Origin of the sequence: uncultured Bifidobacterium sp. (assembly GCF_963540075.1) — a bacterium.
Taxonomy (GTDB): domain Bacteria; phylum Actinomycetota; class Actinomycetes; order Actinomycetales; family Bifidobacteriaceae; genus Bifidobacterium.
The window spans coordinates 1-15,064 of record NZ_CAUTOG010000037.1 but is presented as its reverse complement, the minus strand read 5'-3'; the positions used below and the strand labels follow the sequence as shown (position 1 = coordinate 15,064).

Here is a 15,064-nt window from a genome sequence, read left to right as displayed (position 1 = left end):
CGTCGTCGCAGGCGTCTCACGCGCCCTTCCGGGGTTGTCTTCGTCAGCCCCCGGGAAGGGCGCGTGAGACTCGGAAGGACGGAAGGGCCGGGCTCAGCGACCGTGCTCGCCGCGGTCCGGCCCCTTGCCGAAGGCGCGCAGCCTGACGCCGTTCCAGTCGTGGCTCACGGTGAGAGGCACCGCGGCGTTCATCCCCGCGGTCTTCGCCGCGGAGGGGATGGTGCTGGAGCTTGGCGCCCCCGTGCGTCCGGGCTTGGGGGTGAGCACCCACAGCGGGCCGTCATCCCCCAGAACGGCATAGGCGTCGACGATGGTGTCGGCCAGTCCGTCCTCGTCGTCGCCGTCCCGCCACCAGATGATGGCACCGTCGACCACGGAGTCGTAATCCTCGTCGACCAGTTCCGTATCCGTCAGCTTCTCGACCTTGGTGCGGATGCCCTCGTCGACGTCATCGTCCCACAGCCACTCCTGGATGATGTTCCCCGAGCGGAAACCGAACTCCTCAGCGTTCTGCGATGCCGTTTCATTCACGCAGCACAATATACCAACACTGCTCGAACAGCGGAGTAAACCGGCGATGATGCGGACCATGCAACGTCGGAGGGCTCATGGGTCAGGCCGTGCAATGAGGAAGGTCGGATCCCTTCCCCTCGCCGATGGCGACCAGGGCCTTGTATGCTCCGGCCAGCGTCGAAACCCTCACGTCCCGCAGGCCCGAAGGAACGTGGCCGACGACCTCGTCGCAGTTCGACGCGGGGGCGAGGAACCATGTGGCTCCGTCGCGTTTCGCCCCGAGCATCTTGAGACGGATGCCGCCGATGGCCCCGACCTTCCCCGTGGCGGACATCGTGCCCGTGCCGGCTATGGTGAGTCCGCCCGTCTCATCCGCCGCGGTGAGCGCGTCAATGATCCCCAGCGCGTACATCATCCCCGCCGAGGGACCTCCGATGTCGGACGTATGCATGGTGACCTTCACGCCGTCGACGTCCATGCCCAGCGAGGTGCGGGCGAACGCGAGCGCAGCCTTCGTCGCGGAGTCCTCCGAGGAGGTCATCTGCCCGTCGGATTCGCTACGGTACTCATCGGCCGTCTGTCCGACCGGGAACACGGCCTCGCTGGGGAGGACCGTCCGGTCCTTCAGGAACCAGGCGACCATGGACTCCAGGGTGCTCGCATAGTAGCCCGGCACGCCCGTGGCGTTGACGGTCGTCATCAGCAGGCGTCCCGCGCCGCGGTGGACCGAGACGCCGGAGACGGAGAGGACGGGGGTGCCGTCGATGGATCCCAGGACGTTGCGTGTCGGACCTGGGGACTCCATGACGTAGGGGCTCGGCAGAACGAGGACGATGAGGCACAGCGCCACGCATGCGGCGCCCACGAAGAACCCCGGCGGACGACCATGGACATGGCGTCGCAGGGACCTCGTCAGATCCCGCGCGCGCAGGAGGCAACGGGACGCGAGGGACGTCCGGGCATCGTCCGGGGCATCGGAGCCCGCGTGGCGCATCACGACTGGGGTCATACGCCACAGTGTATGGCCGTCCTCTGAACGCCTGCGCATGAATGCATGACAAGGTCAACGCCTCAGCGCCGCAAGGGGCCGCACGTCCGCCATCGGCGCATTCCCCTGCGGCGCTGGCACGCGACACGAAGGTGAGGGAGAATGGAGGGCAGGACGTGGTCGACGGTCCGACCCGCGGACGAGCACGGGATGAACGAGGCCGATGACCGTCGAAGGACAAGGACGACGGGTCCGAGCGGCACCATGGGCGATTCGGTCCGCGAGCCGGGACCCAAGGACTAAGGACGAGACAGCATGGACGAGAACGCGATTCACCGATGGCTGATCGACTGCTTCGGCCCCATTCAGGGAGAGCTGGCATGGAGCCAGCTGTCTCAGCTGCCGGCCGAGGTGCGCGACCAGCTCATGAGCCAGGATCCGTCGAAGCTTCCCAAGCCGGCGGACGTGCAGTCCCTGATGCAGGCCTTCACCGCGGGCGGGCTCAACACCGTGGACGATATGACGCGCGTGGCCGGCTCCGGGCCGATCAACGTGAAACTGGCGACAAGCATCGCGCTGCGACGGGCGGCGGAAGACGACGACGCGGTGACCGCCGAGCAGGCCGAGGCCGTCACCCGCGCCGCGAGCGAGGCGAACCTGTGGCTGGACGCCGCCTGCGCCTTCGACCCCGTGGCCGGTGACATGGCCGCGCTCACCCGTTCGGGCTGGGTCGAGGGGACCCTGGACTCATGGGCGGGCTTCGCGGCGCCCGTGGCGAAGTCCATGAGCGATGCCCTGGCCTCGGTCATCGCCGAGCGCTTCGGCGGGTCCTTCGGCGGTGAGGTCACCGGTCTGTTCGCCGGCCCGGTGCCCATCCCCCTGCCCGATGGCATCCGCGACCCCGCGACGCTGATGCGGCTCGTGGGCAACACGTCCTTCGCCATGCAGCTCGGCCAGGCGGCCGGCGGACTGTCCCGCGAGGTGCGGGGAAGCTTCGACCAGGGTCTGCCCCTGCTGGCGGGCAATCCCGCAGGCGGACTCATCGTCGCCAACGTCCTCGCCTACGCGAAGTCCCTCGAGCTCGATCAGGAAGAGACGCTCGCCTTCCTGGCGGCCCAGGAGGCGGCCCATGCGCGTCTGTTCCATGCGGTCCCCTGGCTGATGCCGCGCTTCGAGGCACTGATCGGCAAGTACGCCCGCGGCGTGGACATCGACCTCGACGCCATGGAAAGCCAGCTGCGCGACGCGCAGTCCATGGATCCGGAATCCATCTCCGGGGCGATGAACCTCACCAACGTGGGCATCAGCGACACCCCGGAGCAACGCGAGGCGCTGAAGGCCCTGGAGACCCTGCTCGCTCTCGTGGAGGGCTGGGTGGACGCGGTGGTCTGGCGAGCCTGCATGGCCCATGTCCCGCATCTCGAACAGCTTCGGGAGATGGCCCGACGCGAACGCGCCGTGGGCGGCCCCGCCGAACGAACCTTCGAATCACTGCTCGGCCTGCATCTGCGCCCGCGTCGGATGAGGGAGGCCGCCGAGGTCTGGGAATCCATCGGCGCGGGGAAAAGCGTCGGGGACAGGGATTCGCTGTGGTCCCATCCCGATCTGCTGCCTCATCTGCCGGACGAGAAGTCCGCGGACTCCGAGGTCACCGGCGAGGTGCCCGCCATCGAAGGACGGGTTTCGTCAGCCGACGCCCACCCAACCGACCAGACCGGGCCGAGCGCCGCGGATGGGACGAACGCCGATGCGGCGAACGTGGTTCCGAATGACGACGGGATCGACTGGGACGCCGAACTGCGGCGCCTGCTTGACGAGGAGAACGGCGACAGGAGCGCATCCGACGCCGCCGACGGCGGGCCCGGAGCAAGCAGAACCGGCAGCGGATCGGGGGATGACGCGACCGGGGACGGCCGACATCGGAACGACGCGGGAGACCAGGCCGACGGGGACGACACGCCCCATGACGGCAGCGGCCACGGCGATCCGACCGAAGACGGTGGCCCCACCGACGGAACCCCGACGTCGTGACTCCTCCGCATCAGCCGGAATTCCCAGGATCCTAGAGGAACCTGCTGGGGGCCCGGACTGCCCCCCCCATGCCGTCGGCCAGCCGCGCATAGGACAGATGCAGGGTGTCGCAGGCCCTCGTGGCGCCGACGTACAGCACCCGACGCTCCTCCTCCAGGCGCTCCCCGGCCTCCGGGGAGCCGAAGGGCATCAGACCCTCACTGCAGCCGACAAGGAACACATGGGGGTATTCGAGGCCCTTGGCCGCGTGGATGGTGGATACGGTCACCGCCGAAGTGTCGCCGGTCAGTCCCAGAGTCTCCAGCATGGCGGCCTTGGCGGCCTCGTTGTCCACCGCGTCCCGCCGCCAGTCCCCGTCGCGACGGACGCGATACCGCAGACCGCTCTCCCGGAGGGCCTCACAGACCACCTCCTGCTGGCCGTTGATGCGGCTGAGCACGGCGAAGTCCCCGGGACGGGCGCCTCTGTCCGTCATGCGAAGGATCCGCCGCGCGACCCCCTGGGCCTCCTCGAGGTCCGTGTCGTACACCGTGCGCTGCACGCGGCTTCCGTCGTCCCGCATCGAGGACAGCCGGATGTAGTCGCCGCGGTCCGGCGAGGACGAAAGGATCCTGTTGGCCCAGTTCACCACCTGCGGGGTCGAGCGGTAGTCGCGGCTCAGCGTGACGTCACGTGACAGAGGAGCGAATTCGCGGACGAAATCCAGCAGATAATAGCCGCTGGCGCCGGCGAAGGAGTAGATGGTCTGCGCTGGGTCCCCGACGACGCACACGTTGCGGTTCCCCGCCAGCCAGCGCGTGAGGAGATGATGCTGAAGCGGCGAGACGTCCTGGTACTCGTCGACGGTGAGCCATCCGATGCCCCTTCTCGCCTCGGCGGCCTCCTCGGGGAAGGCATCGAGCACATGCGCGGCGAGAAGCAGGATGTCATCGAAGTCGATGCGGCCGCGCGCGGTCTTCTCCTGCTCGTATGCGAGGAAGACGTCGACGAGACGCGTGGCCTCCAGATCGGCGGGGGGGAGACGATGCAGAGCGTCGCAGACCCGCGGATAGTCGACAGGGTCGATGAGATTGGTCTTGCACCAGCCGATCTCGGCCTGGACGTCCCGGAGAGCGGCTGCCGCCGGGCCCTCGTCACCCAGCACGCGCGTCAGAGCGCGGGAGACGAGGTCATGCTGATCCTCAAGAATCGACGGGAAGCGCGAGCCGCTGATTCGCGGCCACAGCCGTCGCAGCTGGCGCAGAGCCGCCGAATGAAAGGTGGCGGCGGTCACGGCGTCGCCCACCCCGAGTTCCGACAGCCGGGAGCGGAGCTCGGCCGCGGCCTTCACCGAAAAGGTGACGGCGAGGACACGATCAGGATCCCAGGCGCCGCTGGCGCAGGCGTAGGCGATGCGGCGCGTGACGGTGCGGGTCTTGCCCGCCCCGGCGCCGGCGATGATCCGCACCGGCCCCTCCACGGCGGTGGCGGCGTCCCTCTGATCGTCGTCCAGACCCTCAAGAACCCTCTCCGCCGCCATGCTCATGCTCTCCATTGTGCCAGCGCGTGCGTCTTGGGGAAACGATCGGCGTAGAGGAGGGGGAACCGACGGAATCACCGAACACCCCCTGATGAGACGGCATCGAAGACGGGTCGTGTATTAGGCTGGACATCGTGACACAAAGCAGCAAACTCCTTCTGACGGCACTGGCCTCGGCCGCCATGCCTGCCGTGGTCGCCTCGGGAGTGCGCGACAGCGCCCAGACCAATGAGGCCGATCGAAGTCTGGGCATCCAGCAGGCGGTGGTGCAGGACGCGTCCGGGGCTGCATACGACGTGTTCGCGACGGATTCCGACGCCGGCAGACAGCGTCTGAGCGGCAGGGCGAAGGCGGCCCGCACGCTTGCCGACTTCTGGGGAGCCAACGGTCTGAGCTTCGCCGTCGACAAGGTCCTGGCCTATGAGCCCGGCGAGGATCCGGCAAGCCCCACCAGGCCCCATGCGGTTCTCGTGACCATGCACCGGGCGGGGGTGTCCCGTCCCCTTGACCTCCTCACCCTGGAGGACTGTTCGGCCATGGGAACGGTGATCGGCGCCATCCACCGCATCCCCCCCTCGTTCCTCGGCAAGGGCGGCTACCCCGTCTTCTCCACGAAGGACATCCGCGCACAGCTGGCGACATGGACCGTGCAGCTCCGCCGATCCGGTCACATTCCGCGTGAGATCACCGAGAGCTGGTCCCGTCTGCTCGACACCGAAGGCCTGTGGGCCTTCTCCACCTGTTTCGTGCACGGCAGGTTCCGCGACGGGGACGTCCTCTTCGACGGCTCGATCGTCACGGCCATCACCAACTGGCAGGACATGCAGGTGAACGACCCCGCAAGGGACCTGGCATGGATCTTCGCCAAGCTCGACGCCGACCACCGCAATGCCGTGCTCGCCTCGTACGGGAGGATGATGGGCTCGCGTCTCGACAGCATGATCATGCCCCGCGCCAACCTCTGGTTGCAGATCGAGCAGGTGGGCGAATTCGTCCAGGCGCTGGATCGGGCGGACAACGACAGGATCACCCGCTGCAGGGCCCAGGTGGAAAGACTGGCTCATCAGCTTGGCGTGGCCTCCGCACGGGTCTCCGGACGACGGGGCGTGGAACAGGGTCAGGCCGGACGGCCGTCGCCGCATTCCCCCTCGTCATCGACCATCACCGTGGGTTCGCTGCTGGATTCCCCGGATCGGCAGGACCCCACGGCGAACGCCGCCGAGAAGTCGAATCCCACCCCCGCTCCTGGCGCGGCACGCGATGCCGCACCGGCGCACCATGCCGCGGCATCCGTTCCACGACACGCATCGCCCTCTGCTGACAGCCGAACCATCACTCTCCGCGGGATGAGCGTCGAATTCAATGACGAGCTCAGCGAGGAGACCGGTGAGACCCGAAGAGGGAGCGACGTCACGAAGGCCGACCACGACGCCGATTCCGTGGCGCGGGCGGTGACCGTCGACGGCCACGCGCAATCCCCCGACGGCATCGCGACCCAAGGAATCCATGCCTCGGACTCCAGCGCCTCCACGACCGTCATCCCCCAGGTCGAGCAGCAGAGACTCGCCGAACGCAACGCCGAGGCCGATCTCGCCTCGGGGGATATGCGGCTGAACGACCTTGGAAGGGCCGTGACGCCGACGGCCACGCCGACCCCTCGGCGGTTGGATGGCTCCCAAGGCTCGCCGGAGGCGTAAGCCGACGACTGGCGGGCACAATGGAATGGGCAATGCTCCGATGCAACCGTGCCGGTCCGAAAACCGTCCGCATCGGTCCGTGGGACAGGATGACGGAACAGAGCGACCGAATGGCATGGGCACGACAACAAGGATGGAACGGAGGCCCGAGCGTATCGGACCATCCGCAACAGAAGGAGGACAGATGAACATCGAACTGGGAATCCGCGAAGTGGCGCGACCCGTGAGCTTCTCGAGCGACCAGAGCGCTGAGGCCGTCAGCTCGGCCATTGCCGAGGCCGTGGCGGCGGGGAAGGTCATCGATCTGACGGACGACAAGGGACGCCATATCGTGGTTCCCTCCACGGCGCTGGGCTACGCGATCATCGGATCCGAGACCAAGCACGCCGTGGGCTTCGGAGCGCTGTAGAGGTAAACGACCCCGATGAATCCAGAGGCGGACGGGTGGACCGGGTTCCTGTTTCGTGCGGCTTCGGAACCTATTCCAGTGCCCCCTCGATACGATCGGGCGAGACGCCACGGGACATGATCTCGCCCACCGTGACATCGTTGGTGAGGTTCTCACCCACCCGGTTCGGCTTCCCGGACCCATGCCAGTCCGATCCACCGGTGACCAGCAGCCCACGGCGTGAGGCGATATCCAGAAGCCTCCTGCGCTGATCGGGGTCGTTGCCGCGATGCCAGACCTCGAGGCCGTCCAGTCCGTCGTCGGCAAGCGCCTCGATCTGCGCATCCGACAGCAGATGTCTGTTGCGGCCACGATCACCGGCATGGGCGATGACGCTCACTCCCCCGGCCTCCTTCACCGCATCCACCACCTCATGGGCGGTGGGGGATGGCGTGGGTATGTAGTACGGACTCGAGGACGCCAGAGCCCCTGAGAAGGCGTCGGAACGGGTCGGATAGACGCCGGCCGCGACCAGGGCGTCGGCGATATGCGGCCGGCCCACCGTCGTCGACTCCCCCTGTCTGACCTCGGCGAGCACGGCATCCCAGGTGATGGGGAAGTCCTTCGCCAGACGCTCGGTCATCCGGCGGGCACGACCGAGCCTCGCCTCCCTCGTCCGACGGAACATCCCGGATACGGCCGGATCGGACGGGTCGTAGAGATACGCGAGCATATGGACGGACACGCCCCCGTCATCCGCGGTGACCTCTGTTCCCAGCAGCGCAGGCATCCCGACGGCATGGCAGGCATGGAGCACCGCCGGCCATCCGGCCCAGGTGTCATGGTCGGTGATGCCGACCCCGTGCAGACCTTCACGCACCGCGAGACCCGCCAATGTCTCCGGGGTCTCCGTCCCATCCGAGAAGACGGTGTGGCAGTGGATGTCCCAACCCGCCGTGGGGGCTACATCGGGTATTCTCAGAGGCGTCATGCGTTCATCGTAGGACGGGTTCCGGCGACTCGCCTCACCTCCCGTCCCGAGCGGATGCTCTGGACGTTCCCGGTGGATTCAGGGCCCGTGGACCGACAGTCACGACGAGAACGTCATGGATGCGCCGCGACGCGACGCCGACGACCGGACGCGCAAGATGGAAGGGACAACGATGACCGACGACGGGAACAGAGCCGAGGACGGCGTGGACGATGCCGCGAGGACGGCTGATGGTCGGGAAGCAGCGGGTCGGACGGCCGACGCGACGGACCGCGGGACCACGGCTCTGACGCCGGCGCGTCCACGTCTGGACGGATGGCGTCACGGCGCCGTCTGGACGTATGCGGTTATGCTGTTCGCCTCCGTGGCGGCGCTCGTCGTCTCGCTTGTGCTGTCCGCGGAGACCCTGCAGCTCGCCCGTCACCCGAAGGCCCTGCTTGGCTGCGACGTCAACAGCGTGCTCTCGTGCTCCACGGTCGCCGAATCCTGGCAGGCGGAGATCATCCACTTCGCGGGGCTGAGCTACCCGAACGCCTTCTTCGGCATAGCCGCCGAAAGCGTGTTCGTCACCATCGCGGTACTCGGACTGGCGCGCGTCGCCGTCCCGCGCTGGTTCGCGCTGTGCACCTGGCTGGGCGGCCTGGTGGCCCTTTTGTATGCCTACTGGCTGTTCACCCAGTCGATGTTCGTCATCGGAGCCCTGTGCCCGTGGTGTCTGGGCCTCATGTTCGCGACAACCATCCAGTTCATGGCCCTGTCCCACGCCACGGTGACCGTGCAGGAGCTGCCACGATCAGGCGGGACGGAACCGAGGGGCCTTCTCACCTACTACAGGCTCAACTACGACCTGATGGTCGACGTGGTGTGGGTCGTCGCGCTGGTCGCTCTCATCCTCCTCAAGGACGGCGCCGCGATCTTCTGACGGACCCGCCTGATGCCGGAACGGCGGAGCAACTAGAGAAGCGCGACCCGGCCGACGATGGTGGCCGGTCCGGTGAGTTCGACATGGTCGTCGTCCACGTCCACGCGCAGAACGCCCCCACGCACGGTGACGTCCCAGTGGGATACGCCGGTCCTCGCCCGCAGCACGACGCCCGTCGCACACAGACCCGTCCCGCATGACAGCGTCTCGCCCACGCCGCGTTCGTTGACGCGCATGGAGGCGTGGCCGATCCGGTCCTCGACGTCGTCGTCGATCCCGTCGATGCGAACGAATTCGACGTTCTGGTCCGATTCGAGGACGGGGCTGACGACGGGTTTGGTGACGAGGTCGAGCTCCTCGAGCGCCGGAAGCATGGCCGCTCCGGAAACGGATCGCGAACCTCCGAGAACGGCGACGACATGCGGATTGCCCATATCGACGAAGGTGCCGCGCGCCTCCCCTCGGGTTCCGGGAATGGTCACCTCGAAGGAGTCATCCTCCCCCTGGCGCCAGGGACCCATATCCACGCGGAAGACGTTCCTTCCGTAGGGTTCGACGTCACCGAGGAAGGTGAGCGTCTTGACCCCGGCGCGCGTGCCGAGGGGGAAGGTGGACCCCACCTGCCGCGGGACCAGTCCGAGCCTCTGCGCCACGAGGGTGATCGCGCGAGTGCCGTTCCCGCACATCTCGGCCACGGAACCATCGGCGTTGCGGTAGTCCATGAACCACATGGCTCCGGCCTCCATGCAGTCGTGACGCAGTCCCGGGGAGATCCCCTCGACGGCCCGCGAACGGGCGAGCCGCAGCACCCCGTCGGCCCCGACTCCGCGATGTCTGTCGCACAACGCCCTCACCTCGGCGGGCATGGGGTCGAAGCGCCCGGACTCGTCCTCGTAGACGATGAAGTCGTTGCCCGTGGCATGGGCCTTGTAGATGGTGTCGGGAATGCTCATGTTTCGAGGATAGTCCCGCCGTCCCGGTCGACGACCGGCTCCAGCGGACGGCGAGGCCAGGAACCGCGGCCCCGGTCCAACGGGCTCCGCTAGCACCTGCTCCATCGTTGCCTGCTCCGTTCGCACCCGTCCGGACCCGACCCACCACGTCTGACCGACCGGGATCTGGGGCTCGTCGCGATGCGATGAATCCCATGGCGAAGAACGACGCGAGGTACTGTGGATGGCATCGCTCGCCCCTGCCGATCGCTTCGTCGGCGCGGGCCTGCAGGACGATGACGGGAGGATCGGCATGGCATCGACGGCACCAATCGGGGTCTTCGACTCGGGCCTGGGAGGGCTGTCCGTCGTACGTGAGGTCCGCAGGGATCTGCCGCACGAAAGAATCGAATACTTCGGGGACTCCGCCAACGCGCCCTACGGCACGAGACCTCCCGAGGAGGTGCGTCGGCTCGCGTTCGCCATCGTCGACCGATTCGTGACCCGGGGGGTCAAGGCCGTCGTCATCGCCTGCAACACGGCGACCTCAGCAGCGGTGAATGAGCTGAGGGCGGCGTACGACATCCCCATCATCGGCATGGAGCCGGCGCTCAAGGTGGCCTGCGACCGCGGTGGAGGAACCCCTCAGCGGGTCATCGTCGCCGCGACGCCTCTGACTCTGCGCGAGCATAAGTTCGCGGCGCTGATGGACCGTTTCGATCGCGACAACGTCATCCTGCGTCAGCCCTGCCCCGACCTCGTCGAGATCGTCGAGGGCGGCCGCCTCGGCGATCATGACCTCGTCATGCGCACCCTGCACCGGTACTTCGACGGCTACGACCTGTCCACGGTGGACTCGGTGGTCCTGGGATGCACGCATTTCGTCTTCTTCCGCCATCACTTCCGGGATCTGCTGGACCCCCGGACAGCCATCATCGACGGCAACGAGGGCACCGCTCGCCATCTGAGCGATGTTCTCGCCGAGCACGACGAGCTGGCACCCGACGATCAGACGGGCTCCGTGAACGTGGAGAACTCCGACCGCTCCCCCGCCGTGGCCGCGCTGTCACGCAGCCTGCTCGAGGAGGGCGACGAGAACGAGGCGGCCGACACGAACGATTCCATCCACTGATACGGGCACGATGGCGGATACGCGCAACGCGCATGAGGAATCGGGACCCGCGACCGGCAACGACGCCGAACCTCGGCGAAGGACACAGGCAGTCACTCGAACATGGGAAAGGGACGATGAGATGACAAGAACGGCTCTTATCGACGTAGGCGGGGGTTTCCGGGCGATATTCGGGGCCGGTGTCATGGACCGCTGCCTGGACGACGGCATCTCGTTCGACCATTGCTACGGGGTCTCGGCGGGAAGCGCCAACATGACCTCGTTCATCGCCGGGCAGGTCGGGCGCAACCACCGCTTCTACACCGAATACGCGTTCCGCAAGGAGTATGCGAGCCCCGGGAACTTCGTCAAGGACCGCAACTTCGTCGACCTCGACTACGTCTACGGCACGCTGTCGAACCACGACGGGGAGTACCCGGTCGACTACGCGGCCTTCGAGGCGAATCCCGCGGGCTTCACGGTGGTGGCGTGCGAGGCCAGAGACGGGTCGACGAAGTACTTCGACAAATCGGACATCCACTACGATGACTTCGACGTGATGAAGGCGTCCTCGGCCGTGCCGGTGGCCTGCGAGCCGTACTACATCGACGGCGTCCCGTATTTCGACGGGGGCATCGCCGACCCGGTTCCGGTGCAGAAAGCCCTCGGCGAGGGCTACGATCGCGTGGTGCTCATCCTCACCCGTCAGAGGGACATCCTGCGCGAGCAGCACAGGGACGTGGGCCCGGCACGGGTGCTGTCGCGGCACTGGCCGGTGGCGGGCGAGCGCCTGCTCAACCGCTATCGCATCTACAACGACGAGGTCGCCCTCGCCAAGCGGTACGAAGAAGACGGCACCGTTCTCATCCTCGCGCCGGACGACCTGTGCGGACTCAACACGCTGTCCAAGTCCTACGAGGGCCTCGAGCGCATGTACCGCAAGGGATATGCGGCGGCGGAGGCCATCGCGCCCTTCCTGGCGAGCTGATCGGGGCTACGCAACGGGGCTCCTGGGTGGGGAGCCGCAGGAGGGGTGGCCCGAATAGTTCGGCCGCCGCGACCAACGCGGGTCAATCCCATCCGTCCCCGGTTCCCCCCGCCAGAGTCCGGACGGGGGTCGCCTCGGGACCCTGTTATTTCGTCGGTTCCGAACTCTGCTTGGCCGCATCGTTGCCGGTGAGCAGCGCCTGCGTGATCTGGTTGTAGAAGTCCTGGTATCCGCCGGGGGTCGAGGAGGGCAGCACGACGGTTTTCGCGTTGCTGGATTCACTGAGCGATCGGATGACGTCAAGGTACTGGTTGAACAGCACGACGTTGTTGACGTCGGCGATGCTCATGCCGACGGCCTGCAGGCTTTTGATCTGGTCCACGATGCCGTTGGCGATCTCCCGCCGGTAGTTCGCCTGCCCCTCGCCCTGCAGCCTGTTCCTCTCCGCCTCGGCGGCGGCCTGCGTCTCGATCTGGATGCGCTGCGCCTCGGCGCGCTGGCGGGTGGCCTCCTTCTCGCGCTGCGCGGCGTTGATGGAGTCCATCGCGTTCTTCACCTGCTGGCTGGGGTCGATGGAGGTGATCAGCGTCTTGACGACGGTGAATCCGAAGCGCGACATCTCGTTGCCCACCGTGCGCTGCACGTCGGCGGCGACATCGTCCTTGCGGGCGAAGGCGTCGTCAAGGTTGAGCCCGGGAATCGCGGAGCGCAGCGCGTCCTCCATGTAGGAGCGCAGCTGCCCGGCCGGATCGCGCAGCTCATAGAAGGCCGTGGCGACGTTCTCGGGATTGACCCGGAACTGCGTGGAGGCCACGACGGTGACGAACACGTTGTCGAGCGTCTTGGTCTCCAGCTGCACGTTGAGCTGGCTGACGCGCATATTCGTCTTGGTGGCGATGCGATCGACGACGGGGATCTTGAGATGGAACCCCGCGTACTGGGTCTTGTGGTACTTCCCGAGACGCTCGAGGATGTACGCCTGCTGCTGCGGCACGATGTACATGCCGAGCACGAACAGGGCCACGACGATGACGACGAGGATGATGGCGATGATCATGAAGTCCCCCTTGGCTTTCCCTGACGTCGGCGCTCTCGCGACGCCGCGCATGTCATCTCAATCCTATCAGGAGGGCTGCCGCCGGAGGCGTGCGTAAGGCTGCCCCCGGGCTGGTACGGGGTCGGGGAATCGCTTGTGAGCGGGACAACGCCCCGTCGCCGTGAAACCCTTGAAGACCCACGCTTCCGGCGAGGAGCGCACCCCCTCATCGAAGCCGCATCAGCACCTCCTCGGCCATGCGAGCGAGGAACCTCGCACCGGGAAGGATGGCGGCCGGGTCGGGGGCGAACCGCGGCGAGTGGACCACATGCGCCGGAAAGTCCCGACTCGTGACGCCGACATGGGCGAACAGACCGGGACGCCCGTCCTGAAGATAGTAGGAGAAGTCCTCGCCACCGAGGGTCGCCGGCGACGGCGCCACGGCCAGTCCCTCGGCGGAGGCGGCCTCGCGCGCGACGGGCACCCATTGGGGGTCGTTGACGACGCTGGGCGAACTCGCCGTCCACGCCACGTCGGCGGAGGCTCCGAAGGCCTCGGCGATGCATGTCGAGACGCGGCGGAGCGTCGCCTCGATAAGCGACCTGTCCTCCACATCAGCCGTCCGGACCGTTCCTTCGACGAATCCGTCGGAGGGGATGACGTTCCATGTCTCCCCCGCCTCGATATGCGTGACCGTCAGCACGCGCGGATGCGTGGGATCGACGCTCTGGGAGGGGATACTCTGCAGGGCCCCCACGATGGAGGAAAGGACCACGACCGGATTGACGCCCTTGTCGGGATGCGCGGCATGGGTGCCTCGTCCGGTCACATCGATGCGGAATTTGTCGACGGATCCCGACACACCGTCCGGACTGATTCCTATGGTCCCGACGTCCAGAGCGTCCGTGTCGTGAGTGCCCAAAAAGACCTCCACGTCGTCAAGAACCCCCGTGCGCAGGACGGCCACGGCGCCCGTGGGGTGCTGGGCGTCGGCACGGACCTCCTCGGCAGGCTGGAAGACCACTTTGACGTCCCCATTCAGGGAGGTCCGACGACGCTGAAGAAGGATGGCGGCGCCCAGGGCGACGGAAAGGTTCACGTCATGCCCGCAGGCGTGCATCACTCCTGCGGTGCGCGAAGCGTAGGGCAGCCCCGTGTCCTCGGCGAGGGGAAGCGCGTCGATGTCGCCGCGAATGGCGATCACCGGATGGCGGTCACGACCACGACGTCCGTCCCGACCGTCCCCGGATTCCGATGCCTCACCCCGGACGATGGCGACAAGGCCCGTTCGCAGGCCGGAATCGAGGGTCTCGATCCCGTTGGCCTCGAGGAGCGCCCGTATCCGCGCCGTGGTGCGGACCTCCCCGTAGGAGAGTTCGGGATGCGCATGGAACCACCGGTAGTTGCCGACGAGGTAGTCCGACAGGTTCGGCTGTCCGGCAAAGTCTGCCGGAGCTTCCGATGCGGGGATACCTGCCTCAGTCCCGGTTGACGACACGGCGTCGGTCGGCTTCTCTCCCGACGCCTCCCTCATTCCACCGGCTTCCACGCCGCTTCCTGCGCTCATGGGTCAGTCCTCGTATCCGGCGGCGATGGCCTGGTCGAGGTCGGCGATGAGGTCGGCCGAATCCTCCAATCCGATGGACAGTCTGATGAGGTTGTCGGAGACGCCTGCATCCTCACGGAACCGGGCCGGCACCTCACGGTGCGTGATGCGGGCGGGGTCGACGATAAGCGATCGCGCGTCCCCGATGTTGGGAATGTAGGTGAACAGCCTCACCGCATCGATGATGCGGCGCACGTTGGAGTAGTCGCCGTCGACGAGGAAGGAAAGGATCGTGCCGACGCCGTCGGGAAGGTACTTGGCGACGAGGTCCTTCTGGTCGTCGTCGGGAAGCCCCGAGTAGTTGACCCGTAGCACATGCGGGATGCCGCGAAGATGCCGTGC

14 protein-coding genes are annotated in these 15,064 nt (G+C 67.1%); 6 read left to right on the top strand and 8 right to left on the bottom strand.

Annotated elements, in window-relative coordinates:
- Nucleotides 1-93: 93 nt before the first annotated feature.
- Entirely contained in the window at nt 94-531 is a 438-nt protein-coding gene (locus tag RWX87_RS05355) for a DUF3052 domain-containing protein (RefSeq protein ID WP_314688337.1), read from the bottom strand.
- Between the two features lie 82 nt (nt 532-613).
- Nucleotides 614-1,378, bottom strand: coding sequence for a PDZ domain-containing protein (locus tag RWX87_RS05350; RefSeq protein WP_399552313.1), 765 nt, complete (start codon nt 1,376-1,378; stop codon nt 614-616).
- A 438-nt stretch (nt 1,379-1,816) separates the two neighbouring features.
- On the opposite strand from RWX87_RS05350, the gene RWX87_RS05345 reads away from it, so the two are divergent.
- On the top strand, nt 1,817-3,532 hold the full coding sequence (locus tag RWX87_RS05345; protein WP_314688335.1) for a zinc-dependent metalloprotease: 1,716 nt from the start codon (nt 1,817-1,819) through the stop codon (nt 3,530-3,532).
- A 31-nt stretch (nt 3,533-3,563) separates the two neighbouring features.
- Here RWX87_RS05345 and RWX87_RS05340 read toward each other — a convergent pair whose 3' ends face one another.
- Nucleotides 3,564-5,066, bottom strand: a complete 1,503-nt coding sequence (locus RWX87_RS05340; RefSeq protein WP_399552312.1) for an ATP-dependent helicase — start codon at nt 5,064-5,066, stop codon at nt 3,564-3,566.
- A gap of 167 nt (nt 5,067-5,233) precedes the next feature.
- Here RWX87_RS05340 and RWX87_RS05335 point away from each other — a divergent pair, with 167 nt between their 5' ends.
- Nucleotides 5,234-6,748, top strand: a complete 1,515-nt coding sequence (locus RWX87_RS05335) for a phosphotransferase (RefSeq protein WP_314688344.1) — start codon at nt 5,234-5,236, stop codon at nt 6,746-6,748.
- Between the two features lie 184 nt (nt 6,749-6,932).
- A complete protein-coding gene (locus RWX87_RS05330; protein WP_314688330.1) occupies nt 6,933-7,157 on the top strand; it encodes a DUF3107 domain-containing protein in 225 nt (74 codons plus the stop codon).
- Between the two features lie 70 nt (nt 7,158-7,227).
- Here RWX87_RS05330 and RWX87_RS05325 read toward each other — a convergent pair whose 3' ends face one another.
- Nucleotides 7,228-8,127 (bottom strand): PHP domain-containing protein, encoded by a 900-nt coding sequence (locus RWX87_RS05325; protein WP_314688328.1) that lies wholly within the window; start codon nt 8,125-8,127, stop codon nt 7,228-7,230.
- Between the two features lie 172 nt (nt 8,128-8,299).
- Between RWX87_RS05325 and RWX87_RS05320 the strand changes: the two genes are divergently transcribed.
- A complete protein-coding gene (locus RWX87_RS05320; RefSeq protein ID WP_314688325.1) occupies nt 8,300-9,049 on the top strand; it encodes a vitamin K epoxide reductase family protein in 750 nt (249 codons plus the stop codon).
- Nucleotides 9,050-9,081: 32 nt separating this feature from the next.
- Here the strand turns inward: RWX87_RS05320 and dapF are convergent, their stop codons facing one another.
- On the bottom strand, nt 9,082-10,002 hold the full coding sequence (dapF, locus tag RWX87_RS05315) for a diaminopimelate epimerase (protein ID WP_314688322.1): 921 nt from the start codon (nt 10,000-10,002) through the stop codon (nt 9,082-9,084).
- A gap of 292 nt (nt 10,003-10,294) precedes the next feature.
- On the opposite strand from dapF, the gene murI reads away from it, so the two are divergent.
- Both murI and RWX87_RS05305 read left to right on the top strand, forming a co-directional pair.
- Nucleotides 10,295-11,113: a glutamate racemase gene (gene murI, locus RWX87_RS05310; protein WP_314688341.1), complete on the top strand. Its 819-nt coding sequence runs from the start codon at nt 10,295-10,297 to the stop codon at nt 11,111-11,113.
- A gap of 121 nt (nt 11,114-11,234) precedes the next feature.
- Nucleotides 11,235-12,080, top strand: a complete 846-nt coding sequence (locus RWX87_RS05305; RefSeq protein WP_314688321.1) for a patatin family protein — start codon at nt 11,235-11,237, stop codon at nt 12,078-12,080.
- Nucleotides 12,081-12,225: 145 nt separating this feature from the next.
- Here RWX87_RS05305 and RWX87_RS05300 read toward each other — a convergent pair whose 3' ends face one another.
- The 3 genes from RWX87_RS05300 to RWX87_RS05290 all read right to left on the bottom strand — a co-directional run.
- Nucleotides 12,226-13,137 carry an SPFH domain-containing protein gene (locus tag RWX87_RS05300; protein ID WP_314688319.1) on the bottom strand — a complete coding sequence of 304 codons (912 nt, stop codon included), beginning with the start codon at nt 13,135-13,137 and terminating at the stop codon, nt 12,226-12,228.
- Between the two features lie 205 nt (nt 13,138-13,342).
- Nucleotides 13,343-14,683: an amidohydrolase gene (locus RWX87_RS05295; RefSeq protein ID WP_314688316.1), complete on the bottom strand. Its 1,341-nt coding sequence runs from the start codon at nt 14,681-14,683 to the stop codon at nt 13,343-13,345.
- Nucleotides 14,684-14,686: 3 nt separating this feature from the next.
- Nucleotides 14,687-15,064: PLP-dependent transferase (locus tag RWX87_RS05290; RefSeq protein WP_314688314.1), on the bottom strand; the 378-nt coding region annotated here is incomplete at its 5' end.